Source organism: Zobellella denitrificans (assembly GCF_002237365.1).
Classification (GTDB): Bacteria; Pseudomonadota; Gammaproteobacteria; order Enterobacterales; family Aeromonadaceae; genus Oceanimonas; species Oceanimonas denitrificans.
The window spans coordinates 1-23,246 of the sequence record NZ_NMUO01000026.1 but is presented as its reverse complement, the minus strand read 5'-3'; the positions used below and the strand labels follow the sequence as shown (position 1 = coordinate 23,246).

General features: G+C 65.3%; 24 protein-coding genes, 1 pseudogene and 1 other annotated feature. Of the genes and pseudogenes, 11 read left to right on the top strand and 14 right to left on the bottom strand.

What is annotated here, in order from left to right; all coding sequences use genetic code 11:
* Positions 1-27: 27 nt before the first annotated feature.
* Positions 28-489, top strand: coding sequence for a ribonuclease HI (rnhA, locus tag CGX12_RS07760; RefSeq protein WP_094039320.1), 462 nt, complete (start codon positions 28-30; stop codon positions 487-489).
* Here rnhA and CGX12_RS07755 read toward each other — a convergent pair.
* Complete coding sequence (locus CGX12_RS07755; RefSeq protein ID WP_094039319.1) at positions 477-1,193, bottom strand: class I SAM-dependent methyltransferase; 717 nt, start codon at positions 1,191-1,193, stop codon at positions 477-479. The two genes, rnhA and CGX12_RS07755, sit on opposite strands and share 13 nt — an antisense overlap.
* A gap of 46 nt (positions 1,194-1,239) precedes the next feature.
* Here CGX12_RS07755 and gloB point away from each other — a divergent pair, with 46 nt between their 5' ends.
* Positions 1,240-2,010: a hydroxyacylglutathione hydrolase gene (gloB, locus tag CGX12_RS07750; protein ID WP_094039318.1), complete on the top strand. Its 771-nt coding sequence runs from the start codon at positions 1,240-1,242 to the stop codon at positions 2,008-2,010.
* Between the two features lie 225 nt (positions 2,011-2,235).
* A complete protein-coding gene (locus CGX12_RS07745; RefSeq protein ID WP_232513325.1) occupies positions 2,236-3,480 on the top strand; it encodes a LysM peptidoglycan-binding domain-containing protein in 1,245 nt (414 codons plus the stop codon).
* Positions 3,481-3,587: 107 nt separating this feature from the next.
* On the opposite strand, the gene yciA is transcribed toward CGX12_RS07745, so the two are convergent.
* Positions 3,588-4,019, bottom strand: coding sequence for an acyl-CoA thioester hydrolase YciA (gene yciA / locus CGX12_RS07740; protein ID WP_094039316.1), 432 nt, complete (start codon positions 4,017-4,019; stop codon positions 3,588-3,590).
* Positions 4,020-4,106: 87 nt separating this feature from the next.
* Between yciA and yjjX the strand changes: the two genes are divergently transcribed.
* Positions 4,107-4,646 carry an inosine/xanthosine triphosphatase gene (gene yjjX, locus CGX12_RS07735; RefSeq protein ID WP_094039315.1) on the top strand — a complete coding sequence of 180 codons (540 nt, stop codon included), beginning with the start codon at positions 4,107-4,109 and terminating at the stop codon, positions 4,644-4,646.
* On the opposite strand, the gene CGX12_RS07730 is transcribed toward yjjX, so the two are convergent.
* Together CGX12_RS07730 and CGX12_RS07725 are read right to left on the bottom strand one after the other, a co-directional pair.
* Positions 4,612-5,424: an NAD(P)-binding domain-containing protein gene (locus CGX12_RS07730; protein ID WP_094039314.1), complete on the bottom strand. Its 813-nt coding sequence runs from the start codon at positions 5,422-5,424 to the stop codon at positions 4,612-4,614. The two genes, yjjX and CGX12_RS07730, sit on opposite strands and share 35 nt — an antisense overlap.
* Entirely contained in the window at positions 5,414-7,297 is a 1,884-nt protein-coding gene (locus tag CGX12_RS07725; protein ID WP_232513326.1) for a transglycosylase SLT domain-containing protein, read from the bottom strand. Before CGX12_RS07725 ends, CGX12_RS07730 begins: the two co-directional genes overlap by 11 nt.
* 357 nt (positions 7,298-7,654) lie before the next feature.
* Between CGX12_RS07725 and hpf the strand changes: the two genes are divergently transcribed.
* Both hpf and CGX12_RS20235 read left to right on the top strand, forming a co-directional pair.
* Positions 7,655-7,981: a ribosome hibernation-promoting factor, HPF/YfiA family gene (gene hpf / locus CGX12_RS07720; RefSeq protein WP_094039313.1), complete on the top strand. Its 327-nt coding sequence runs from the start codon at positions 7,655-7,657 to the stop codon at positions 7,979-7,981.
* Positions 7,982-8,124: 143 nt separating this feature from the next.
* Positions 8,125-8,246, top strand: a sequence feature (Phe leader region).
* A gap of 32 nt (positions 8,247-8,278) precedes the next feature.
* A pseudogene (locus tag CGX12_RS20235) lies at positions 8,279-9,427 on the top strand (chorismate mutase); the annotation flags it as partial.
* An 856-nt stretch (positions 9,428-10,283) separates the two neighbouring features.
* Here the strand turns inward: CGX12_RS20235 and tyrA are convergent.
* Positions 10,284-11,414, bottom strand: a complete 1,131-nt coding sequence (tyrA, locus tag CGX12_RS07710; protein ID WP_094039311.1) for a bifunctional chorismate mutase/prephenate dehydrogenase — start codon at positions 11,412-11,414, stop codon at positions 10,284-10,286.
* A gap of 126 nt (positions 11,415-11,540) precedes the next feature.
* Positions 11,541-12,611, bottom strand: a complete 1,071-nt coding sequence (locus CGX12_RS07705) for a 3-deoxy-7-phosphoheptulonate synthase (RefSeq protein ID WP_094039310.1) — start codon at positions 12,609-12,611, stop codon at positions 11,541-11,543.
* A 240-nt stretch (positions 12,612-12,851) separates the two neighbouring features.
* Here CGX12_RS07705 and CGX12_RS07700 point away from each other — a divergent pair, with 240 nt between their 5' ends.
* Both CGX12_RS07700 and CGX12_RS07695 read left to right on the top strand, forming a co-directional pair.
* The gene (locus tag CGX12_RS07700; RefSeq protein WP_094039309.1) at positions 12,852-13,145 is read left to right on the top strand and encodes a hypothetical protein; all 294 of its coding nucleotides are present in this window, start codon (positions 12,852-12,854) and stop codon (positions 13,143-13,145) included.
* Between the two features lie 95 nt (positions 13,146-13,240).
* On the top strand, positions 13,241-13,834 hold the full coding sequence (locus tag CGX12_RS07695) for a DUF502 domain-containing protein (RefSeq protein WP_094039308.1): 594 nt from the start codon (positions 13,241-13,243) through the stop codon (positions 13,832-13,834).
* Positions 13,835-13,899: 65 nt separating this feature from the next.
* Here CGX12_RS07695 and CGX12_RS07690 read toward each other — a convergent pair whose 3' ends face one another.
* Positions 13,900-14,340, bottom strand: coding sequence for a CBS domain-containing protein (locus CGX12_RS07690; RefSeq protein WP_094039307.1), 441 nt, complete (start codon positions 14,338-14,340; stop codon positions 13,900-13,902).
* Positions 14,341-14,612: 272 nt separating this feature from the next.
* On the opposite strand from CGX12_RS07690, the gene CGX12_RS07685 reads away from it, so the two are divergent.
* From CGX12_RS07685 to CGX12_RS07675, 3 genes are read left to right on the top strand one after another with little or no spacing between them, the layout of a single operon-like run.
* Positions 14,613-15,257, top strand: coding sequence for an energy transducer TonB (locus CGX12_RS07685; RefSeq protein WP_198401740.1), 645 nt, complete (start codon positions 14,613-14,615; stop codon positions 15,255-15,257).
* Positions 15,258-15,262: 5 nt separating this feature from the next.
* Positions 15,263-15,883 carry a MotA/TolQ/ExbB proton channel family protein gene (locus CGX12_RS07680; protein ID WP_094039306.1) on the top strand — a complete coding sequence of 207 codons (621 nt, stop codon included), beginning with the start codon at positions 15,263-15,265 and terminating at the stop codon, positions 15,881-15,883.
* Positions 15,880-16,305, top strand: a complete 426-nt coding sequence (locus tag CGX12_RS07675; RefSeq protein ID WP_094039305.1) for an ExbD/TolR family protein — start codon at positions 15,880-15,882, stop codon at positions 16,303-16,305. Before CGX12_RS07680 ends, CGX12_RS07675 begins: the two co-directional genes overlap by 4 nt.
* A gap of 15 nt (positions 16,306-16,320) precedes the next feature.
* On the opposite strand, the gene CGX12_RS07670 is transcribed toward CGX12_RS07675, so the two are convergent.
* The 7 genes from CGX12_RS07670 to CGX12_RS07640 form a co-directional block, all read right to left on the bottom strand.
* Positions 16,321-16,569: a hypothetical protein gene (locus CGX12_RS07670; RefSeq protein ID WP_094039331.1), complete on the bottom strand. Its 249-nt coding sequence runs from the start codon at positions 16,567-16,569 to the stop codon at positions 16,321-16,323.
* A 49-nt stretch (positions 16,570-16,618) separates the two neighbouring features.
* Positions 16,619-17,218, bottom strand: coding sequence for a YitT family protein (locus CGX12_RS07665; protein WP_094039304.1), 600 nt, complete (start codon positions 17,216-17,218; stop codon positions 16,619-16,621).
* Positions 17,219-17,383: 165 nt separating this feature from the next.
* Positions 17,384-18,220 (bottom strand): hypothetical protein, encoded by an 837-nt coding sequence (locus CGX12_RS07660; protein WP_094039303.1) that lies wholly within the window; start codon positions 18,218-18,220, stop codon positions 17,384-17,386.
* 132 nt (positions 18,221-18,352) lie between these two features.
* Positions 18,353-19,873, bottom strand: a complete 1,521-nt coding sequence (locus CGX12_RS07655; RefSeq protein WP_094039302.1) for a tripartite tricarboxylate transporter permease — start codon at positions 19,871-19,873, stop codon at positions 18,353-18,355.
* A gap of 87 nt (positions 19,874-19,960) precedes the next feature.
* Complete coding sequence (locus CGX12_RS07650) at positions 19,961-20,410, bottom strand: tripartite tricarboxylate transporter TctB family protein (protein WP_094039301.1); 450 nt, start codon at positions 20,408-20,410, stop codon at positions 19,961-19,963.
* 102 nt (positions 20,411-20,512) lie between these two features.
* The gene (locus tag CGX12_RS07645; protein ID WP_094039300.1) at positions 20,513-21,493 is read right to left on the bottom strand and encodes a Bug family tripartite tricarboxylate transporter substrate binding protein; all 981 of its coding nucleotides are present in this window, start codon (positions 21,491-21,493) and stop codon (positions 20,513-20,515) included.
* A gap of 736 nt (positions 21,494-22,229) precedes the next feature.
* Positions 22,230-23,246 (bottom strand): thiamine pyrophosphate-dependent enzyme (locus CGX12_RS07640; protein WP_254918233.1); only part of this gene is annotated, 1,017 nt, incomplete at its 5' end.

Here is a 23,246-nt window from a genome sequence, read left to right as displayed (position 1 = left end):
CCTTCAATTTTCCAGACATGAACACCCATGAAACAGATCCAGCTTTATACCGATGGCTCCTGCCTCGGCAATCCGGGCCCGGGCGGTTATGGCGCCGTGCTGCTCTACAAGCAGCACCGCAAGGAGCTGAGCCGGGGCTTCCGTCTGACCACCAACAACCGCATGGAGCTGATGGCGGCCATCGCCGGCCTGGCCGCCCTCAGCCACGACTGCGAGGTCGAACTGACCACCGACAGCCAGTACGTGCGCCAGGGCATCACCCAGTGGATCAAGGGCTGGAAGCGCAACAACTGGAAGACCGCCGCCAGGACGCCGGTGAAAAACGCGGATCTGTGGCAGCAGCTCGACGAGCTGTGCCAGCGGCACCGGGTAAGCTGGCACTGGGTCAAGGGACATTCCGGCCACCCGGAAAACGAACGTTGCGACGAGCTGGCCAGGGAAGCCGCCCTGCACCAGGCCGTCAATGAAGACACCGGCTACTCGCGCTGACGGGCCATGCCCGGCTGGGTCAGGGCACTGCGCACCGGCTTGAGCTCCCGCACCGGGGTCAGCGGAAAACGCCGCTTGCGGGCCAGCAGGACATAGACCGCCGCCAGCGACGGACAGAACCGCGGACAGAGCCGGCCGCGCCACTGGCCGGGTAACGCAAACTGCATGACGCGGGTGAACCCCAGGTAATCCCGCGCCACCACCTCGAATCCCAGCAACTTGAGCCAGTCCTCCAGCCGTCCCGGTGCCAGCATCCGGTGCCAGGACGGCAGGCGGCGGCGCAGGGCCGGCAGGGCACAGGCCAGGCCGGCGCTGCTGTAGGGGTTGAAGCCGGTCAGGATCAGCCAGCCATCATCGCGCAGGGCGATTTCCGTTTCACGCAGGATGGCATGGGGATGGTCGCTGTAATCGAGCACGTGGGCCAGCAGGCAGGCGTCCAGGCTGCCGGGAGCAAAAGGCATGGCGGTGGCGTCCGCCAGCAGATCCATGCCCTCGAAGGGACGCTGCCCCATGACCACCGACTGGCGGATCCGGCTCTTGTCCAACGACAGGGCGGCCCCCAGGGCGTCGATCTTGAGCAGGTTGAAACCGAACAGGCCCGGCGCCCACTCGTCCAGGCGCTGCTGCAACTGCTCGGCAAGCTGGCCGCCGCGCGGCAATCGCCGCCAACTGTCAGGAACCTGCGGTGTACTGGCTGATTTCATGGCGCCTCTGATAAGCTAATGCACAACACGACCTCGAGGACACATCATGCTCAACATTAGTCCCATCCCCGCCTTTAACGATAACTACATCTGGCTGATAAGCAATGGCGATCACGCGGCCGTGGTGGATCCGGGCGACGCCACCCCGGTCGAGCGGACCCTGGCGGAGCGCGGCCTGACCCTGGACGCCATCCTCATCACCCACCATCACCGGGATCACACCGGTGGCGTAAAGGCCCTGCTCGCCCGGTGGCCCGAGGCCCGCCTCTACGCCCCCGCCGCCGAGCCGATGCCGGCCCCCGGGGGCTCGGCCCTGCAGGAAGGCGACAGGGTCCAACTGGCCGAGCTGGGGCTCGAACTTGCGGTGATGGCCGTGCCCGGCCATACCCTGGGCCATATCGCCTATCATGGCCAGGGGCTGCTGTTCTGCGGCGACACCCTGTTCTCGGGGGGCTGCGGCCGGCTGTTCGAAGGCAGCCCGCAGCAGATGCACCAGTCCCTTTCCCGCCTGGCCGCCCTGCCCGACGAAACCCGGGTCTACTGCACCCACGAGTACACCCAGGCCAACCTGGCTTTTTGCCACGCTGTGGAGCCAAACAACCCCGAATTAAAAAAATATCTGCAAAAAGTGGCCAAATTGCGCCAGCAGGGGATCCCTACCCTGCCCAGCTCCATCGGCCTGGAAAAGGCCGTCAACGTCTTCCTCCGCCCCCATCTGGCGGGGGTTCGCGCCGCGGCCCGGCACCATGCCATGGCGGAGTTAAATGAAGACGCCGAGGTGTTCGCCGCACTTCGCCGCTGGAAGGACGATTTTTAACGAACTTGATTAAACTGCTCACAAAGCATACACTGGCCGCCGTTTTTGTGAGACGCAGACACCATGAGAAGACTCTGTATTATATCCAGTGCCTTGCTCCTGGCGGGCTGCCAGGCGATGCCGGCCGATTCGGCGCGGCATCCCTATGGCCATCAGGAAACAGCTGGAGGGCAGGCAACACACAGCCAGCTCTACCCGAAATCGGCGGCGTACTCGTCGCTCAGGGTGCAAAGCAAAGCATCCGCCGACGGCGGCACTTACCGCACCGTCGCCCACTCGTCGAGCAATCGGCAGTTCCGCCAGCAGACGGCTGCCCAGCAGCAAAATCTGTGGCTCGAACTGGCCGAACAGATGCAGCTCGAAATGCCGCTGGATCACCCCAGGGTGGTCGCCCAGCGCAACTGGTACCTGAAACACCCGGCATACATGCGTTCCGTATCCGAACGCGCCAGACCTTTTCTCTATCTCATCAAGGAAGAGATAGAGAAGCGGAACATGCCGATGGAACTGGTACTGCTGCCGGTGGTGGAAAGCACCTTCGATCCCAAGGCCTATTCCCGCGGACACGCGGCCGGCCTGTGGCAGATGCTGCAGGGCACCGGCAAGAACTTCGGCCTGCATTACGACAGCTGGTATGACGGCCGTTACGATGTCATGGCCTCGACCCGGGCGGCGCTCGACTATCTGGAATACCTGCACGGTTTCTTCGATGGTGACTGGCTGCACGCGCTGGCCGCCTACAACTCGGGCGAAGGACGGGTGCAGCAGGCGATCAAGGCCAACCGCCGGCAGGGCAAGCCGACCGACTACTGGTCCCTGTCCCTGCCCAAGGAAACCCAGAACTACGTGCCCAAGCTGCTGGCCCTGGCCGATATCCTGAAGCACCAGAGCCACTACGGCATGGACGTGCCGGCAGTCCCCAACCGTCCCCAGCTGGCGGTGGTAGAAGTGGAAGGTCAGGTGGATCTGAACATGGCCGCCGACCTGGCCGGGATGAACCGCAACCAGCTCAAGGCCCTGAACCCCGGCTTCAAGAAGGCCGCCACCTCGCCCGCCCGCAATGCGGAGATCCTGGTGCCGGTCAACCATGCCCAGGGCTTCGAGCTGGCCATGGCCGATCTGCCCCAGCAGGAGCGCCGGGAGTTCCAGCGCTACCAGGTCAGGGGCGGCGACAGCTTGGGCGCCATCGCCCGCCGCCACGGCACCAGCATAGAGGCCATCCGGCAGGCGAACAACCTGAGCGGCAATACCATCCGGGTGGGACAGACCCTGATGCTGCCCTCCGCCGCCCGGGCCGCCCAGCCGGCGCCTTCCGATGGCGTCTACCTGGTCAAGGCGGGTGATTCGCTGTCGGCCATCGCCAGCCGTTTCAGCGTGAGCATCAACGATCTGCTGCGCTGGAACCGCCTGAACGACAAGCACAGCCTGCGCGCCGGCCAGACCCTGATCGTTTCGGTCAACTCGGGCTGAGATTCAGGCGTCAGTATGACCATAAGGGAGCCTTGAGGCTCCCTTTTTAATGTTCTTCTCCCAGCCGGAGCACCGCCGCCAGGGGGCCTGGCCGGAGGCCGCCGCGGTCATGCTCCCCCGGCAGCCGTTCCCGTTCCGCCCAGTGCCGGTTGCGACACCGCACGGGGGCGCCCGTCCCCGTCGATGGCCACGTAGACGAACTGGGCCCCGGCCACCCGGTAGCGGGGGCCGCTTTCCGGCACCAGCACCGGCTTGACCCAGACTTCCACCCTGATGGTCATGGAGCTGCGGCCCTGCTTCAGCAGCTCGCCATAGCAGCACACCACATCGCCCACCTGCACCGGACGGGTGAAGGTCATCTCGTTCACCGCCACCGTGCACACCCGCCCCAGGGCGATCTCGTTGGCCAGCAGGCTGCCGCCCAAATCCATCTGGGACATGATCCAGCCACCGAAGATGTCGCCGTTGGCATTGGTGTCCGCCGGCATGGCCATGGTGCGCAGCAACAGCTCGCCCCTCGGGCTCAGCTCTTCACTCATTTCCGTCAATTGCTCCAATCTGGCAAGTAAACTGGCATAATAATCAGCCTGACCTGTACCCGCAATTGTCCACACCAAAGGTTGCCCATGAACGTCATCGTCGCTTCCCTCAACCCGGCCAAGATAGCGGCCGCCCGCCAGGCGCTCGAGCTGCTGTTTCCCGAGCGGGCCATCAGCCTGCATGGCCTGGCCGTGCCCTCGGGCGTGGCCAGTCAGCCCATGAGCGACGAGGAAACCCTGACCGGCGCCCGCAACCGGGCGCTGGCGGCACGGGCATGCCGCCCCGACGCGGAGCTGTGGATAGGAATGGAAGGGGGCGTCGAACGGCGGGGAGAACGCTTGCTCACCTTCGCCTGGCTGCAGGTGCTGGGCCCCGGGCTGGACAACGCCGCCCGCAGCGCCAGCCTGACCCTGCCGCCATTCGTGGCCAGCGCCCTGTCTCAGGGGGAGGAACTGGGCCAGGCCATGGATCGCCTGTTCAATTTAACCAACTGCAAGCAGCAGGGCGGCGCCATCGGCGTGCTGACCGGCAACCTGCTGGACAGGCGCAGCGTCTACCGGGACGCCCTGATCCTGGCCCTGGCGCCGTTGATCAGCCCCGCGCCTTACGCTCAGCCAGCCAGCTGAACCAGTCCGTCACCTCGTAGTCGAGGCCCAGCCAGCGGCAGAGGGCGCCGCCGTCGATGCTCTTGCCTTCGCCGCCGCCGTCGAAGTCCGGCGGCGGCAGGCCCCGCAGCTCGGCCGCCTGGCGGTAGAAATCCTGCCGGCGGGGGTGATGGGGGGCGCTGACGTTCAGGGTTTCCGGCCAGTCTTCCCGCGCCAGTATGGCGGGAATAAAGCGCAGCAGATCCTCCAGCGCCACCAGGTTGACCGGCTCCTCGCCGCCCTCGAAGCGGCGGCCAGCGAGAAAACGCCCCGGCTCGCGGCTGCCGCCCACCAGGCCCGACAGCCGCAGGCAGAGCACCCGGGGGATGCCGCTCGCGCGCACCCTTAGTTCCGCCGCCAGCATGCGCTCGCCGCGCTCGGAATCCGGCCCGGTATCGGCCTCGGTCTTGACGCCGGTGCCGCCATAGACAGAGGTGGCGCTGGTAAAGAGCAGGCGGCGCACCCCTGCCCTGGCCGCCAACGCCGTCACCCGCCCCAGGGTGGCGGCATAGTCGGACACCTTGCCCGGCGGCACGCACAACACCAGGGTATCGGCGGCAAGCGCCGTCGGCCAGGCCGGCGGCAGGGGATCATTGATGTTCCAAAGCGCGGCCTCGATGCCGGCTTGCCGCAGCCGCTCGGCCTTGGCTGCATCGGTGGTGGTGCCGGCCACCCGGTAGCCCAGGCCGGCCAGGGTGACGGCCAAGGGCTCGCCCAGCCAGCCCAGGCCGAGGATGGCGACGCTCGGCTCAGTAGACATAGGCGAGTTCCGCCGGTTTGAGGAAGGTCTTGGGCTGGCCGAGCATATCCTGGTAAATCACCGAAAAGGCCAGCACGTTCTGCACATAGCCCCGGGTTTCCCGGTAGGGAATGTTCTCCACCCACACATCCAGCGGCCGGCTGCCGCTCTCGCTCAGCCAGCGGCTGATCCGGCCGGGGCCGGCATTGTAGGCGGCGATGGCCGGGATCCGGTTATGGTTGTAACGCTCCAGCAACTCCTTGAAATAGCTGGAGCCGAGCTGCACGTTCACCTCGGGCCGATAGACGTCCGCGGGGTGGCGGAACTGGGTGATGCCGTGCTTGCGGGCGGTCTCCCTGGCGGTGGCCGGCATCAGCTGCATCAGGCCGCCGGCCCCCACCGGGGAGCGGGCCAGCTCATAGAAGGCGCTTTCCTGGCGGGCGATGGCGAACAGGGTCGCCTCGTCCACCCCCAGGCGCCGGGCCTGGCGCTGGAAGATGTCCCGGTATACCACCGGGAAGCGCAGATCCAGGTGATCCCAGGCCTGCACCCGGATGCTGGCCGTGATCGACTTGTCGTACCAGCCCCGGCTCAGGGCCAGGCTGCCCAGGGCGACCCCGGCCGCTTCGTCGACCTTGCCCAGCAGATGATGCCACTCGCCGCGAGCGGCGGTTCTGTCGCCCAGGGCCAGCCATTCCTCGACCCGCAGCAGGGCCGGCCATTGCCGGCTGGCCTGGCTCCAGGACGGCGCCGGCGCCAGCGGCTTCTTCTGCAGGGCGTAGTCGCGCCGGCTCTGCTGGGCCGCCAGAAAACCGTAATAATCCCGGGACTGGGCCGCCTTCTGCCAGGCCGCGTCCGCTTCCGCCGCCTTGTTCTGGGCCGCCAGGGCACGGCCACGCCAATACAGCCAGCGGCTGTCCTGCCGGGCTTCGGCCGGCAGCCGGTCGATCCAGCCGACCAGGTGAGGCCAGTCCTGCTCCCAGATCGCCAGGCGGGCCCGCAGCTCGAACAGCTCGGCGTCCCCCACCTCCGGCAGCCGGCTGTCGAGCCAGCTGCGATAGTCCCGGGTACGGTTGAACATCAGCCGGCGGGCCAGGGCCCGTTCCACCACCGCCATCTGGGCTTTGTCGATATGGTGGCTGCGCTGATACTTGGGATAGAGGCTCATCACCAGTTCGGGCTCCGAGTCCGCCAGCCGGGCCAGGGCCATGGCCACCGCGGCCTTGTGCCGCGCCGAGGGGGCCTGGATACGTTCGGGCCGGTCCAGCTGTCGCGGGTTCTGGTGAAGAGATTGCAGCAGTTCCCCCGCGGGGCGGACCGAAGGGCTCAGCAGACGGCTCAGGAAGGCGATCAGCCCCTCCTGGCCGCTTTCGTAGGCCAGCAGCATGCGCTGCCAGATGTGCTCGTCGTTGCGCCCGCCAACACTGCGCCAGGTTTCGAACAGGGGATCGCAGATACCGGGCCGGGACTGGCCATGCAGCCACAGCCGCTCCGCCCCGGCGATGGCGGTGGCCCGATCGCCGGTCGCCCACTTGGCCTGGTAGTGGGCGCACTGCAGCTCGACGCTGTTGGGCAACTGGGGATAGAAGGCCAGAAACTCCTGCCAGCGCTGTTCCCGGGCCAGGCGGAACAGGTACTGCCGTTCGAGCCGATCCGCCTGTTGGGAGTCGGGGTAACGGGCCATAAAGTCGCGGATCTGGGCCGTGCTCAGCTGGGTGATGCGATCGGCCAGGTACTGGTAATCGAGGTTGATGGTGAGAGGGTAGGCATCCAGCCCCTGGCGCAATTGCTGGTAGCGGGAGACCTCGTTCTTTTTCAACGCCTGCTCGGCCTGCTGATAGCGCTCGCGCAACGGTGAGGCCTCGGCCAGGCTCCCCAGGCTCAATAGCAGCAATCCAACTCCAACCCAGCTTTTCACGGCTCCACCCCTCTTCTAATAAGATAGCGCTATCCTAAGGAATACGGGGAGGGCTGCCAATGGGGCACGGCAAATTCTCCCCGATCCTGAGACAGCGGCGGCGGTGACTCGTCAGCGGACGACCGGCAGGAGTGGACGGAGAGTTTATCCGTTCGAGTCTGTCCTGTTTCGCACCCAGCTGACAAGGGCTTTTTGGCCGGAGCCGCGGCTGGCTCACAAATATTGCCGCAGCCCGGTATCGGCCGACAAAAACTTGATTTCAATCACAAAATTAATTCCCCGCCCGGGTAACCTGAAGTCGAACACAAACGAAGAAACAGCAAGGGGGTCCCTATGTCTATTGCGATTACCAGCCATGTCGTCGACATTTCTCCCGCCATTCGTGAACGGATCGAAAGTCGTTTCGACAAACTCAACCGGCGCCGAATCGTGCTTATCAACCCCCATGTGGTGATTCAGAAAGAAGGCCTGAATTACCTGGTGGAAGCCAAGGCGGGAGTGCCTAACGACACCCTCTTTGCCCAGGCGGAACATGAAGATCTCTACGCCGCCATCAACGAACTGGGGCAGAAGCTGGAACGCCAGCTCGGCCGCTACGCGGAAAAACCCCTGGCCCAGCGGGCCAACGTGACCCAACCGATAATCGAAGAAGACGAATAATCCCCTCATCCGCACAAAAACGGCCGCAAGGCCGTTTTTGTGCTTTTACCGGACCGAAGGCCAAAAAATCCGGCAAAGGGCTTGCCAGCGCCGGCGCTTTTCAGTATTCCTATGGGGGTTACCCATGGCCGTTGCGACCCTAAGATGCCCGTATCCCTGTTTTTCTTTCACTTCTTTTTTGCATCCTGACACGGGAGGCATTGGCGCAAGCAAGAAACAAGCGAAAGACGAACCGCCAAGCCTCCCACCGGGAGGCTTTTTTATTCAGCCGGACTGGCGACGAAGGAAGCCCTACTCATGAATCTGGACGAGATCAGAACCCACATCACCCGCCTGGACAGCGAGCTGCTGACCCTGCTGGCCAGGCGCAAGGCCCTGAGCCTGGAGGTGGCCCGCGCCAAGCTGGAAAACCCCAGGCCGATACGGGACCAGGAGCGGGAGCAGGCGCTGCTGGTGGAGCTTGTCAACCAGGGCCGGCAGCTCGGCCTGGACGCCCACTATGTTACCCGCCTCTACCACACCATCATCGAAGACTCGGTGCTGTCCCAGCAGGCGCTGCTGCAGGATCTGCTCAACCCCCAGGACCAGGTGCCGTCCATCAGCGTCGCCTTCCTCGGCCTGCGCGGCTCCTACTCCAACCTGGCGGCCCGCAAGTACCTGTCCCGCTTCCAGGCCGGCATCATCGAGCACAGCTGCGAGACCTTCCAGCAGATCCTCGACACCGTGGAATCGGGCCAGGCCCAGTACGGCATACTGCCCATCGAGAACACCAGCTCCGGCTCCATCAACGACGTCTTCGATCTGATGCAGCACACCAGCCTGTCCATCGTCGGCGAGCTGACCCAGCCCATAGAGCACTGCCTGCTGGTGGCGGTGGACACCGACGTCAGCCAGTTGAAGACCCTCTACACCCACCCCCAGGTGTACCAGCAGTGCTCCCAGTACCTGAAGACGCTGCCCGGGGTCAAGGTGGAGTTCTGCGCCGCCTCCTCCAACGCCATGGAGCTGGTGGCCGGCCTCAAGCGCCCGGACGTGGGCGCCATGGGCAGCGCCGACGGCGGCGAGCTGCACGGTCTCAAGCCGCTGGTGCGCGGCCTGGCCAACCAGAAGCAGAACATGACCCGCTTTATCGTGGTGGCGCGCAAGCCCATCGACGTGGCCGAGCAAATCCCGGCCAAGACCAGCTTCATCATGTCCACCGGCCAGCAGAGCGGCGCCCTGGTGGAGGCCCTGCTGGTGCTGCGCAGCCACGACATCACCATGACCAAGCTGGAATCCCGCCCCATCATCGGCAATCCCTGGGAAGAGATGTTCTACGTGGACGTCGCCGCCAACGTCAACAGTCCCGAGATGCAGTCGGCGCTGAAGGAGCTGGGCCGCATCACCCGCTTTATCAAGGTGCTGGGCTGCTATCCCAGCGCCGAAGTGGCGCCGACCCGGATCCCCTCCGGCGCCCTCAGCCAGGGCCAGGCCGCGGCGCCGGCCGAGGACAAGCAGCCCCGCCACAGCCGAGCCTACAAGCACGACGACACCCGCCTGCAGGTGGGCCGCTTCTACCTGGGCACCGATGAGCCCCTGCTGATCGCCATGCTGCCCGCCTGGCCCGGGGATCAGCAGTTGCAGGAAGCCGCCCGCAAGCTGAAGGAAAGCGGCGGCCAGGTGCTGGCCGTGCCCTGCTTCGACAACGGCGATATCCAGCAGGGGCTGCAGCACCTGCAGCGGTTGCGCGAGGTGGCGGCCCGCTTCGATCTGGCGGCCATGACCAGGGTGAGCAAGGCGGAAGAACTCAACCGGGCGGCGGAATACCTCGACCTGCTGCTGCTGCAGCCGGAGCAGGCCCTGCGGAGCGAACTGCTGATCGCCGCCGGCCGCTGTACCCGCCCCCTGCTGCTGCCCCTGCAGCAGGACGCCGCCGCCTCGCTGGCGGACGCCGAGCTCATCCTGAGCGAAGGCAACCAGCAACTGGCCCTGCTCGACGAGCGGGGGCTGCCCCTGGCCGGACTGCTGGCCCTGCAGCAGCAGACCCACCTGCCCCTGCTCGGCCGGCTCGACGGCAACGATGCGCTGGCGCCCGGGCTCGCCCACGCCCTGAAGGAAGCGGGCCTGCAGGGCTTCTGCGTCGAACTGGCCGACGGCCAGCAGGCAGATGCCCTCGCCCCCCTCGCCCACCGGCTGTACCGGGGATAACGCGGACAGTAAAAAGGCCCGGGAAACCGGGCCTTTTCAGTTTGATGACAAAGGCGTTGTAATGACCGAATAAGTCGGCCAAAGGCCCGGGAGACCCAGGCCTTTTTGGGTCGCGTCAGTCCTGGTGGTGGCGGCTGTCGTTGGCCTGGGCCAGCAGCAGTCGGCTTTCCTTGAGGAAGATGTCGGCATAGTCGCCGAAGAAGGCGCTAACGGTGGCGAACTGCTCGATAAAAGCCTCACGTCCGCCATTTTCCAGCTGATCCAGCAACTCACCGAAGCGGCGGTGGTAGCGTCTTATCATCTCCAGGTTGCGGGGCGAGGACAAAATGATGTCCGCGTACAGCGCCGGATCCTGGGCGAACAACCGGCCCACCATGGCCAGCTCCAGCCGGTATATGGGCGAGCTCAGGCGCAGCAGCTGGGCCAGATCCGCCTGCTCGGCGCACAGGTGGGCACCGTAGGCGAAGCTGGTGAAGTGGCGCAGGGCCTGCACCAGGCTCATGGCCTGGTCGTGTTCTTGCGCCGACACCGCCTGCAGCCGGGCGCCCCAGATCCGCATCTGGGCCAGCAGCCATTCGTACTGACCGGCGCCGCGGCCGTCGCTGTAGATGATCACCTGCTTGGCCAGGCTGGACACGTCGGGGCCGAACATGGGGTGCAGCCCCAGCACCGGGCCGGTGTGGGCCTTGAGCATGGCCGCCAGCGGCTCGCTCTTGACGCTGGTCAGGTCCACCAGCAGGCAGTCGGCGGGCAGCACCGGCAGCCGCTCGATCACCGCCACCGTCTGGTCGATGGGCACGGCAATCACCACCAGGCCCGCGTCGCCCAACAGGGCGTCGGCCCCGTCCCAGTCATCCTTTTCCAGGATCTCGACCGGGTAGCCGGACAAGCGCAGCAGGTGGGCGAACAGACCGCCGAGCTGGCCGGCGCCGCCGATCACCACCGCCTTGGACAGCTCCGGCTTGATGCATTTGAAGCCGGTATCCTTCTCGCTGGCGTAGGACTCGCGCATGGCGCGGCGCAGCACATCTTCAATCAGGTCTGGCGGTACGCCTTTCGCCTCGGCCTCGGCACGGCGCCGGGCCAGCATGGCGGCTTCCCGGTCGGGCGCATAGATGGGCACGCCCTGGCGGCTTTTTACTTCACCCACGCCCGCCACCAGTTTCAACCGGCGGGCAAACAGTTCGACCAACTGCTGGTCGACCTCGTCAATCTGATCCCGCAGGACCTGCAATTCATCTACCATTGGCTTCATCCCAATTACAAAAGCACCGGCCCTTCCCGGACACGGTGCTCTATTATGCCCGCTATTGGCCGCCGGCGACAGTCATCCGCCGGCACGGGCTCAGGTTCAAGGAGGCGAGCCGGCGGCTCAGCCGAGGCGGGCCTTGAGCGGCGCGGCCAGTTGCTCGCGGCACTTGGCCAGCAGCTCGGCGGTGGTGTCCCAGCCAATGCAGGCGTCGGTGATCGACACCCCGTAGCGCATGTCGCCCTTGGGCTGCTCGCTGGACTGGTTACCCTCGGCAAGGTGCGACTCCAGCATGATGCCGATGATGGACTGGTTGCCTTCCTGGATCTGGTGCACCACGTTCTCCGCCACCAGCGGCTGCAGGCTGTAGTCCTTGTTGGAGTTGCCGTGGCTGCAGTCCACCACCAGCTTGGGCGCCAGGCCCGCCGCCGTCATCGCCTTTTCCGCCAGGGCGATATTGACCGAGTCGTAGTTGGGCTGCTTGCCGCCGCGCAGTATCACGTGGCCGTCCGGGTTGCCTTGGGTCACCAGCAGGGCCACCTGCCCTTCCTGGTTGATGCCCATGAAGGCATGGGGCTCGGCCGCCGCCTTCATGGCGTTGATGGCGGTGCCCAGGTTGCCGTCGGTGCCGTTCTTGAAGCCGACCGGCATGGACAGCCCCGAAGCCATCTCCCGGTGGGTCTGGGACTCGGTGGTGCGGGCGCCGATGGCGGACCAGGAAAACAGCTCCGCCAGGTACTGGGGACTGATGGGATCCAGTGCTTCGGTGGCCAGGGGCAGCTCCAGCTCGGCCAGCCAGCACAGCAGCTCACGCGCCTTGTGCAGGCCCAGTTCGATGTCGAAGCTGCCGTCCAGGTGAGGATCGTTGATAAAGCCTTTCCAACCGACGGTGGTGCGCGGCTTCTCGAAATAGACGCGCATCACGATATAGAGGCTATCACGGTAGTCATCATGCAGTTTTTTGAGGCGGGTTGCGTACTCTTTGGCTGCGTCGATATCGTGGATGGAGCAGGGACCGCAGATCACCAGCAGACGGTGATCCTTGCGATGAATAATATCGGAGATGGTCTGCCGGGCCTGGCCGATGAAGGCCAGCGCCTGCTCGGAGATGGGCAGCTTGGCCTTGAGCTCCGCCGGGGTGATCATCACCTGTTCGGATTGGATATGGATATTATTCAGTGTGTCTTTCTGCATGATGACATCCTCACATGTAAATAAATCTTTACAACCAAACTTAAAGAAAAATCACTCGTTATTTGACATACAGTGATTTCTCTTTTACGCAACCGCCCCCACCATACCAAGGCCGGGCGGCCTTGCAAAGCCTGATGTCGGTGAAAAACCGGTTATTTTACCCTGATGGCGGCGAATGGGCAGAAAAGAGCCAGAATGGCACGGCTGGCGGCGTATACTTGAAGCAACAGAGGAGCGCGCATGAACCAACACGAATACCGGCAACTGGTGGCCAGCTTTCGCCGCATCCTGGATCACTACGGGGTGGATTACCGCCGGAGCCCGCCTTCCTACAACAATGATACCCTCTACGATCACCAGTGCCGGCTGATCCTGGATGAAGTGGCTCGCAGCTGGCACGCCCACTACGGTCACAGGCCCAGCTCCCTGCTGCTGCAAAAGGCGCTGTTCGCCGCCGAACAGAGCCGGCGGTTCAGCCCGCCCTGGTACGCCCGCTGGCTGAACGTCCTGCGCGGCCTGGCAGGCCGGCACTAGCCCCACGACCCGTCCTGACTCTGCCAGGCCCGGCCGGGCTGGCATTCGGCCAAAGTTCTGCCATCATGCTCCTTCCCCTTTCAAGGAACCCGGACATGCAACGACTCATCCGCTTTTTCTTCCAGGGCCTGCTGATCCTGCTGCCCTTCGTGCTGACCGTCTACCTGGTGTACCTGATCTTCACCATGCTCAACGAAACCCTGTTTTCGGCCCTGGGTTCGCTGCTGCAACTGGTGTTTCCGGCGCTGGAGGCGGGCTGGGTGTCGGATCTGGCCGGCGGTCTGGTGACCCTGGTGCTGATCATCCTCACCGGCATGTTTGCTTCTTTTTATCTCGGCCGCTTCTTCCTCAGCCTGTTCGACGCCGTCCTCACCCGCATTCCCCTGGTGAAGATGCTCTACAATTCCCTGCGGGATCTGTTCAATGCCCTGCTCGGCGACAACAAACGCTTCGACAAGCCGGTGGCGGTCAGCCTGATGGGGGGAGAAGTGATGGTGCTGGGCTTTATCACCCGGGAGGAAATGGAGGAATTCGGACTCAAGGACAAGGTCGCCGTCTACCTGCCCCAGTCCTACAACTTCGCCGGCAATGTGCTGATCGTCGACAAGGACAAGGTACGGCCGCTGGACATCCCCGCCGGCACCGTCACCACCTTTATCGTCAGCGGCGGCGTGACCGGAAAGCCATAGGCTGGAGGCCGGAAACGCCCTGCTTTTGCTTCCGGCCCCCAGCTTCTGGCTTCCGGCATCAGGCTTCAGGCTTTAGACCTTTCCTTCAGCAGCTCGGCGCACAGTCGCACAAAGTCGGAGGAGGTGACCATGCCCTCCAGCCGGCCGTCCTGGTCCACCACCGTCAGGCAACCGTGCTTGTTGCTAAGGAAAAAGGGCACCACCTCGGTCAGCGGAGCCTTGGCGTCAACGCTCTCGAAGTCCGAGTCGATGATGTCCATCACCCGGACCTGGCGCTCGCGCCGCTCCAGGGCGCTGACGCCGTAATCCGCCAGCAGGCTCATGACGGTGGCGATCATCCGCTTCTGGGTCAACACCCCGAGCAGCTTGCCGCTGTCCTTGTCCACCACCGGAATATGGCGGATGCTTTTCTCCCGCATCAGATCGTGGGCGTCCTTCAGGGTGGCATCCTGGCTCAGGGTCAACAACTGGCGGGCCATGATATCGCCGACATGTTCTACAGCCATGAGGGTCTTCCTTTTCGTTTGTTCGCGTTGGGGCTCATCATAGTATGCACCATGTTGTGACACAGCGGCCCCGCTCTTGCAAACAAAAAAACAAAAAAGCCCGGGAAATTCAGTCACTTCCCTGGCTTGTGGTCAGGCCTGTTGCGCAGCGGGACAAGTGCCGCCAAAACAAATGAAAGTGGTTATCATTAGCCATAACAATAGACATCCTTTTTAAAATACGTATTCTATTGCCCCAGTATGTCATCGCTATCTGGATCCGGGGATTTACCTTGAGTTTTCGTCGCTACACCCTGTTCGCACTGGCTTCCGTTATCCTGCACGGGCTGATGGTTCAGGCCATGGAGCGCCAGGAGCTGGAAATAACCCTGGCGCCCGACAGCAACCCGGGCCCGATCAGCGTGCAGATGTTGCCTGCCGTGGCCAGGCCCGAACCGACACCGCCGCTGCCGGAGCCCGAACCCAAGCCGGAGCCCAAGCCCAAACCGGTGCCCAAGCCCGAGCCCAAGCCGGTGCCCAAACCCGAGCCCAAGCCGGTGCCCAAGCCCGAGCCCAAACCGGCACCTGAGCCCGTGTCCGAGCCAACCGCCAAGGTCGATCCCAAGCCGCAGCCCCAGGTGACCCAGAGCAGCGCGCCCAAGCGGATTGACACCCCCAGTTTCAAGACCCGGCCGGCGCCCATCCCCTATCCGTCCCAGGCCCGTCGCCGGGGACTCGAAGGCACTGTGGTAGTCGAGGTCTGGCTGGATGAAAACGGCCGGCAGACCAAGCGATTGCTGGCCAGGTCGTCCGGCGTCAAGGTGCTGGATCAGACGGCGCTGACCGCCATCGCCAAATGGCATTTCTCCGCCTATGTAGAAAACGGCCGCGCCCTGGCGCACCGCGTACAGATCCCCGTTCGTTTCAAACTGGACTAAAACACATGTCGTTTCTGAACCAACTGCATCAACAACTGGGCCCGATGAGCTGGCCCCTGATCCTCTGCTCGGTGCTCACCCTGGCGCTCTGGCTGGAGCGCGGCCTGACTTTGCTGTGGACCAGCCTGCGCGGCGAGCAGGAAAAGCGCCGCCTGCGCCGCCAGGGCCACGCCTATCCGGACGCGGAAATGAGCCATGCCAGGTCGCTGACCCTGCAGGGCTGCTCCCTGCTGGTCCGGCACCGGCAATGCGACAAGTCCACCCGCGAGGATCTGGCCTCGGTCTGGTTGCAGCAGCAGCGCCGCCGGCTGCACGCCGGTTTGCGGGTGCTCACCCTGGTGGGCGTCATCAGCCCGCTGCTGGGCCTGCTTGGCACCGTGCTGGGACTTATCGAGATGTTCAGGAGCATCAGCCAGAGCCAGGATCCGGTGACCCCGTCGCTGCTGGCGGACGGCCTGGGGCTGGCCATGAGCACCACCGCCGCCGGTCTGCTGATCGCCCTGCCGGCCATCGCCGGCGCCCAGCTGTTCGGGCTCTGGGCCGACCGCCTGCTCGACAAGCTCACCCATGAGCTGAACCAGTGCAACCTCTACCTGGAAGGCGTGGCGCTGGGAGGCAAGGCATGATAGGCCGCCCCGAGCCCGCCCAGTCCGGCTGGCGGGCGCTCACTCCCGACATCACCCCCCTGCTCGACATCATCTTTATCGTGCTGGTGTTTTTGATGCTCACCGCCAATATCCCGCTGCAATCGCTGGAGGTGGATCTGCCCAAGACCGACAGCGAGGCGCTGAACAGCGTGCAGGACAACAAGGCCATGACCATCAACCTGCTGGCCGGGGATCCCGCCTGGGCCCTGCAGGGGGAGAAATACGCCGACTGGGAAAGCTTCAAGCCGGTGCTGCTCGAGCGCCTGCCCGCACTCAAGGAAGCCGAGCTGGTGCTGGCCTCCGACCGGGAGGTGACGGTGGACAACATGATGAAGTTGCTCGCCTTCCTGCAGGAACACGAGATCCAGGCCACCCAGATCCTGATGGAAGAAGGACGCTGAGCCGGGCTCTCCGGCTCAGACTTCGAAGAAACGGTACAGGCTGTCGACCCGGGTCGGGCAATCCGCCACCTGGTGCACCTTGTCTTCCGCAGCCTTGGGGCTCTCGTAACTGACCCGGCAGCCCAGGGTGTCGGTCAGTTCGAACTGGTTGCCCTCGTCGTCGTAAAAGGTCACCAGCCAGCCCATGCTCAGGGTGTCGTGGCACACCCGGGCCGAGCGCAGTTTTCCCGCCTGATACAGCTCGCGCAGTTCGCTTGTGGTCATGATGTTCCCCTCCCCGCCGGTCATTACAAGTATAGCGGCGGGGGCTGCCTCAGGCCGGGGCGCTGTAGCGCCCCGGCTTGTGGTTGAAGGCCAGCACCTGGTTGAGCAGCACGGCCCCCAGCACCGACAGCAGCAACAGCCAGGGCGGCACCACGGTGAAGGACACCAGCACGATGAGGGAATCCACCGCCATCTGCAGCTTGCCGGCACTGATGCCGAAGCGGCCCTGCAGGTAGAGCGCCAGTATGCCGATGCCGCCCAGGCTGGCCTGGTGGCGGAACAGGATCAGCATGCCCACCCCGATCAGCAGGCCGCCCATCAGGGCGGCGAAGGGCGGCGACACCGAGGCCACCGCCAGGAAATGGGGAAGCTGCTCGCTGAACAGGGACACCAGCGACACGCTGACAAAGGTCTTGAAGGTAAAGGCCGGCCCCATCCGCAGCCAGGCCAGCGCATAGAAGGGTAAATTGATCAGGAAGAACCAGACCCCGAAGCCGGTGCCGCTGAAATGGGCGAGCAGCAGGGCGATGCCGGCGGTGCCGCCGGTAAGCAGGCCGGCCTGCTTGAGCAGGAACACCCCCAGGGCCACCAGCAGGGTACCGGACAGGAGGGCGATGATGTCTTCGGACAGGGGATGGCGGCTGTTCATAGGGGCGACGGCTGCAACACAAGGGGGCGAGATCCTAAGGCCGCAGGGGGCGGCCGCCAAGAGAGCCGCCCCCTGCGGCCGCCCCCCCGGCCGTCACGCTTTCATGACGGCCGTTGTCACGATTTCATGACAGTGCAGGGGTCTCCCCCGGCAAGGTCAGCCGGCTCAGAAATGCCATTCCATGTTCAGGGTGGGGGCGTCGGTATCGACTCCCGGTTTGCCGTGGTTGCCGTACTTGTTGCGCCAGTACTCGTAGCCCACCCCGACCCAGAAGGTGTTCTTCTTGTTGAAGGCCAACTGGCCTACATCCAGCATCAGCGAGGTGCGCAGCAGATGCTCGGGCTTGGTCTCGTTGTTGAAATAGTCCTTGCCCTTGGCGCCGTTGTAGTTGGTGAAACCCTGGAACTTCAGCGGCAGGCCGGCGGCCTCGAACGGCAGACCCCAGGCCAGGTTGATCTGGTAGTAGGGATCGAAGCTCAGATCCTTGTGGGTGCAGAACGCCAGGCCGCAGTGGTTGCTCTCGTAGGCATAGAACAGGCTCAGGTCGAGAAAACCGGGCACGTCGAACTTCAGGGTCGGCCCCACCGCCAGGAAGCGCTTGCGCGGCGCGAAGGCGGAGTTCTTGGTGTTGAGATCGAAGCCGGCGGTCAGCGCCACATCCTTCACCGGGCCGAAGCCGAGATCGGTGTCGAACAGCTTGCCCAGGTGCAGCTGGTGGCGATAGGCCAGGTAGAACTCGGTGGCGCCGTCGCTGCTGCCGCTGGCCGGATCCTCGCTGCCGGACTTGAGCACGTCCAGGTTGAAGTAGTTCTGGCCCAGGGAATAACCGCTGGCGTGGGTCAGCTGCACTATGTTCTTGCTCACCTTCTCGGGGTTGTTCGGCTCGGTAAAATCCGAACCGTAGCGGTAGCCGACGAAGGTGTCGGACCAGGTGGCCGCCTGCAAGGGGGCGGACAGGGCGAGAACGGTGGTGACGGCGGTGGCCAGTTTGTGCAATTTCATCTGTTACTTACTCCGTTAAATACCGGCCCGGATGGCCGGAATACTCCTGAAAAAAACCGGCGGCGCCCTGTGCGGGACAAAGGCCGCCCGCCCGGGCCGACGGGGCCCGGGGATGGATAGGGATGCCAGGGGTTAGGAAACCTGTGGGTCGGCCAGCGGCTTGGGCTCGCGGATGAGCTTGCGCAGCGCGCCCCAGGCCGCCCAGGACAGCAGGGCGACGCAGAGGAACAAGAGCCCGGCGCTCAGCGGCCGCTCGACGAAGGTCATGGGATCGCCGCGGGACAACAGCAGGGCCCGGCGCAGGTTTTCCTCCAGCATGGGCCCCAGCACGAAGCCGAGCAGCAGGGGCGCCGGGTTGAAACCCAGCTTGGCCAGCAGGTAGCCGGCCGCCCCCACCAGGGCCACCACGTAGATGTCGAACACATTGTTGTTGACGCTGTAGACCCCGAGGCAGATGAACACCAGGATCGCCGGGTAGAGCATGCTGAAGGGGATCCTGACCAGCGACACCCAGATGCCGATCAGCGGCAGGTTCAGCACCAGCAGCATCAGGTTGCCGAGGCCGAAGCTGACGATCAGCCCCCAGAACATGGCCGGGTTTTCCGACACCATCAGCGGCCCGGGCTGGATGCCGTGGATCATCATGGCGCCCAGCATCAGCGCCATCACCACGTCGCCGGGAATGCCCAGGGTCAGGGTGGGAATAAAGGCGGTCATGGCGCCGGCGTTGTTGGCCGCCTCGGGCCCGGCCACGCCCTCCAGCGCACCCTTGCCGAAACGCTCCGGCTCCCGGGACACCTTCTTCTCCACCGCGTAGGCAATAAAGGAGGCGATGGCCGCCCCGGTGCCCGGCATGGCGCCGAAGAAGCTGCCGATGGCGGTGCCGCGCAGCATGGGGCATACCGAACGCCGGGCCTCGTCCCGCCCGGGCAGCATGGAACGCAGGCTGAAGCGGGCGTTGACGCTGCCCGCGCCCCCCGCCCTGATGCTGGTGATCACCTCGGAGATGCCGAACAGCCCCATGGCCAGGGCGACCAGGTTGATGCCGTCCATCAGCTCCGGCACCCCGAAGGTGAAGCGCGGCAGGCCGGTGTTCACGTCGGTGCCCACCACCCCCAGCAGCAGCCCCAGCACCACCATGGCCAGGCTCTTGGCCGGCGAGCCGGAGCCCACCGCCGAGGCGGCGATCAGCCCCAGCAGCATCAGCGCAAAGTACTCCGCCGGGCCGAAGGCCAGCCCGGCCCGGGACAGGGCGGAGCCGAAGCCGATCAGCAACAGCAGGCCCAGCATGGAGCCCACGAAGGAGCCGGTCATGGCGGTGAAGAGCGCCACCCCCGCCTTGCCCTGTTTCGCCAGGGGGTAGCCATCCAGGCTGGTCACCGCCGACGAGGGGGTGCCCGGCAGGTTGAGCAGTATGGAGGCGATGGAGCCGCCGTACTGGGAGCCGTAGAACACCCCGGCCAGCATGGCGATGGCGGCGGTGGAAGGAATGTAGTAGGTGATGGGCAGCAGCAGCGAGATCGCCGCCATGGCGCCCACCCCGGGCAAGACCCCGACCAGGGTGCCCAGAAACACGCCGATGAAGCAATACAGCAGCATGGTCGGCTGGATAGCGGCCTGCAGCCCCAGCCATAGTCCGTCAAAAATACCCATTGTCTGTTCCGGTTTATCCTCAGGTTTCGAACCGGCCGGCGCACCTGCCCAGGCAGGTGGCGGCCACGACGGTAAGCCTCGCGGACCTCAGCCGCTCCAGGGCCAGGTCTTGATCGCCATGCCCAGCCCCAGGGAGAAGATCGAATAGGTGATAAGGGCGATCCCCAGCGCCACCTTGCACTTGGTGCCCCAGCCCAGCTTGCGGTCGGGCACCAGGGCCAGCAACACCGCGACCAGGGTGGCCACCACCAGGCCGGCCAGGGCCAGCAGGCCGCCGAACACCGCTATGCTGAGGATGACGAAACCGGCGCTGCCCCACTCGGTGCTTACCGGCGCGCCGGCACGGAACCAGGCCGGTATGGCGATAAGGGCGCCCAGCAGCGCCAGCACGCCGCCCAGGATCACCGGCAGGAAGCCGGGCCCCATGTTGTGAACACCGCCGAACTCATAATTCACCTGGCCGTACCAGGCGGCGAAGAGACCGACGGCGGCAAGGCCGGCCCCCCCGAGAATGCCTTTGATGTCTCGCTTCAACATGGCAAAACCCTCCTCCTTGTTTCGCCATCCCCTGGCGGGATTTATCCCCGCCAGGGAACTCCTCTCTCGCCGGCGGCGGGGCCCAGGCCCCGTCGGCCGGACTCAACTGCCCCGGATGTCGAGCTGCTCGATCAGGGCCGACAGCCGGGCATGATCGTCCGCGTTGATGGCGCCCAGGGCCTCGGGCTCGCCGCCCACCGGCACGGCGCCGAAGCTCGCCAGCTGCTCCGCCACCTCGGGCAGCTGCAGTATCTCGTTCAGGTGCTGGTTGAGCAGGCGCACCACCTCGTCGGGTGTGCCCTTCGGCGCCATCAGCCCGTGCCAGGCGCCGAGCCGCACCTGGTCGTAGCCCTGTTCGGCCACGGTGGCCAGCTCCGGCAGCACCGGCGAGCGTTCCGGATCGGTCACCGCCACCGGCACCAGTTGGCCCGACTCGATCAGTTGGGCCACGGGGCCGTAGACCACGTAACCCAGGTCCACATGGCCGGCGAGCAGATCCGGGATGATGGGCCCGATGCCCCGGTAGGGGATGTGCAGCACCTTGATGTCGGCGGCGCTGTTGAGCCACTCGGCGGCGATGTGCATGGGCGAGCCGGCACCGGGGCTGGCGTAGTTGAGGCGCTTGCCGTCGCGGGACTGGCTGACCAGGTCGGCCACGCTGCTGATGCCGGACTTGGGGTTGGCCACCAGCAGCACCGACTGCTTGCTGGCCAGGATCACCGGCTCGAAACCGTTGAGCACGTCGTAGCGGGATTCCTTGGGCAGGGCCATCACCAGCGGCGCCGTGGTGAAGGTGTTGGGGGTGAACAGCAGGGTGTGGCCGTCGGCCTTGGCCCGGCTGACATAGCTGTTGCCGATGGTGCCCGCCGCCCCGGGGCGGTTCTCCACGATCACCGGCTGCCCCAGGCGGCTGGTGAGCTTGTCGGCGAACAGCCGGGCGATGGCGTCCACGTCGCCCCCGGGCGGGTAGGACACCACGATGGACACCGGCTTGCTGGGATAACCGTCGGCCTGCACGCCTCCGGCCAGCAGGGCGGCGGCGGCCATGGCCGCGCCGATAAAGCGTCTGCGAGTCAATTCCATTTTGCTCTCCTTGGCACCCTGAAAAGTGCCGTTGAATCCGAGGACACCGGGTGCCAACGGCCCCCGGCATAATGTTTTACATACAAAACAATGTTTCTTATGTGACAATGCGAACTCTAAAACGCTTTGTTTCCCCCTGTCAAACCAAAATTGAAACAATTTTTTAACACCCCTCCGGCCGGATCCCGACCCCTGCCGGCAGGGCCGACAGCCACCGCGCAAGCGGTAAAAAGCAAGCCGGCCGGCAACACCAGAACGGCGGGCACGACGGGGCCGCAGCGTGCCCAGGCACCTGTTTATGAAGGTTGCAAAGCCTGGCCGTTACGCTCCGGTGAAACAAAGGGCGCTCCTGGCTCCGCTTTCTCCCCGGCAGCAAAACACCGCCGTTGGCAGATATGCGCCTTGCCGGTGGAGCGCAGGCGGCCCGCCTGCTTTCCCGCGCAGCGGGAACCCTCGGACTGGCCTACCACACCACAGCTTTAAAGAGGCTTGAGGCAGAACAGGCATCACGGGTTGTCCTGTGCCTTCGCCCGCCTCGGTGCCATCCTTATGCGGGCGGGCCGCCCGCGCCCCAAGAATCACCACTGCCTAAGTTTTAAACTGAGCGGTGCTCTAGTGTCGTCGGATGGCTGAGCCAGCAGGCGGCCGTCCTCTCTGCGGAGGACAAGACCCGCGCCACCACCTGATGCAGGCCAGCGTTTACCCTGCCCGGTGCCCGGTCGGCCCCCGCTCCCGCTCAGTACAGCTTCTTCTGGGGCGGGCCGGCGAAGTTGAGCGGACCTATGCCGTTCATCTCCACTTCCACCAGGGCCGGGCCCTGCACCGCCATGGCCTCGCCGATGGCCTGCTCGAACTCGGCCAGGCTGGCCGCCTTCCAGCTGGCCAGGCCCACGGCCTCGCCCAGGGCCTTGAAGTCGGGGGTGTGCAGCTGGTTGAAGTACTGGCGGCCGCCGAAGTACTGGTTCTGGATGCCGCGCATCACCCCGTAGCCGCCGTCGTTCATCACCAGCAGCATCAGGTTGGTCTGCTCCTGCACCATGGTCGCCAGCTCGCCCACCCCCAGCATCAGGCCGCCGTCGCCCACCAGGCCCACCACCTTGCGCTCCGGGTTGGCCACGGCGGCGCCGATGGCCATGGCCAGGCCCATGCCGATGGCGCCGGCCAGGGAGTGGATATTGGTGTTGGGCGCCTGGATGGGGAACAGCCGGCTGCCCCAGGTGCTGCCGGACATGGTGATGTCGCGCACCAGGATGCCGTCATCGGGCAGCGCCGCCCGCAGCTGGCCGCAGAGGGTGGCATAGGGGCCGAGCTGCTCGGTGAGCGCCGCCACCGCCGCCGTTTTCGCCTCGGCGATGGCCCGGTCGAACTCGGGGTTGGCCTTGGCCTGCCCCTGCAGCGCCGCCACCAGGGCGGCCAGCACCGCCTTGGCGTCGCCGCACACGAAATGGTCCACCGGGTAGTTGCGCTGGGCCGCCGCCGGGCTGGCGTCCACCTGGTACAGGGGGCGCGGCAGGGCCAGGGAATAGGTGCGGGTCTCGTTGCTGCGCAGGCGCGAGCCCACCACCAGCGCCAGATCGCACTCGGCCATCAGCGCCTCGACCGCCGCCGAGTTGTGGAAGGCGCCCAGGCTGCGCGGATGGGCATCGGGCAGGATGCCGCGGCCATGGGTGGAGGAGATCACCGCCACCCCCAGATCCGCCAGCGCCGCCACTTCCTCGCTGCTGTGGGTGGGCGGTGGCGCCCTGCACTGCAG

Coding starts and splice junctions, on each gene's coding strand:
- CGX12_RS07680 (WP_094039306.1), top strand. CDS start 15,263: ATGTCGTTTCTGAACCAACTGCATCAACAACTGGGCCCGATGAGCTGG.
- gloB (WP_094039318.1), top strand. CDS start 1,240: ATGCTCAACATTAGTCCCATCCCCGCCTTTAACGATAACTACATCTGG.
- CGX12_RS07670 (WP_094039331.1), bottom strand. CDS start 16,569: ATGACCACAAGCGAACTGCGCGAGCTGTATCAGGCGGGAAAACTGCGC.
- CGX12_RS07655 (WP_094039302.1), bottom strand. CDS start 19,873: ATGGGTATTTTTGACGGACTATGGCTGGGGCTGCAGGCCGCTATCCAG.
- tyrA (WP_094039311.1), bottom strand. CDS start 11,414: ATGGTAGATGAATTGCAGGTCCTGCGGGATCAGATTGACGAGGTCGAC.
- yjjX (WP_094039315.1), top strand. CDS start 4,107: ATGAACGTCATCGTCGCTTCCCTCAACCCGGCCAAGATAGCGGCCGCC.
- CGX12_RS07650 (WP_094039301.1), bottom strand. CDS start 20,410: ATGTTGAAGCGAGACATCAAAGGCATTCTCGGGGGGGCCGGCCTTGCC.
- CGX12_RS07665 (WP_094039304.1), bottom strand. CDS start 17,218: ATGAACAGCCGCCATCCCCTGTCCGAAGACATCATCGCCCTCCTGTCC.
- CGX12_RS07660 (WP_094039303.1), bottom strand. CDS start 18,220: ATGAAATTGCACAAACTGGCCACCGCCGTCACCACCGTTCTCGCCCTG.
- CGX12_RS07705 (WP_094039310.1), bottom strand. CDS start 12,611: ATGCAGAAAGACACACTGAATAATATCCATATCCAATCCGAACAGGTG.
- CGX12_RS07690 (WP_094039307.1), bottom strand. CDS start 14,340: ATGGCTGTAGAACATGTCGGCGATATCATGGCCCGCCAGTTGTTGACC.
- hpf (WP_094039313.1), top strand. CDS start 7,655: ATGTCTATTGCGATTACCAGCCATGTCGTCGACATTTCTCCCGCCATT.
- CGX12_RS07645 (WP_094039300.1), bottom strand. CDS start 21,493: ATGGAATTGACTCGCAGACGCTTTATCGGCGCGGCCATGGCCGCCGCC.
- CGX12_RS07700 (WP_094039309.1), top strand. CDS start 12,852: ATGAACCAACACGAATACCGGCAACTGGTGGCCAGCTTTCGCCGCATC.
- CGX12_RS07695 (WP_094039308.1), top strand. CDS start 13,241: ATGCAACGACTCATCCGCTTTTTCTTCCAGGGCCTGCTGATCCTGCTG.
- rnhA (WP_094039320.1), top strand. CDS start 28: ATGAAACAGATCCAGCTTTATACCGATGGCTCCTGCCTCGGCAATCCG.
- yciA (WP_094039316.1), bottom strand. CDS start 4,019: ATGAGTGAAGAGCTGAGCCCGAGGGGCGAGCTGTTGCTGCGCACCATG.
- CGX12_RS07755 (WP_094039319.1), bottom strand. CDS start 1,193: ATGAAATCAGCCAGTACACCGCAGGTTCCTGACAGTTGGCGGCGATTG.
- CGX12_RS07675 (WP_094039305.1), top strand. CDS start 15,880: ATGATAGGCCGCCCCGAGCCCGCCCAGTCCGGCTGGCGGGCGCTCACT.
- CGX12_RS07730 (WP_094039314.1), bottom strand. CDS start 5,424: ATGTCTACTGAGCCGAGCGTCGCCATCCTCGGCCTGGGCTGGCTGGGC.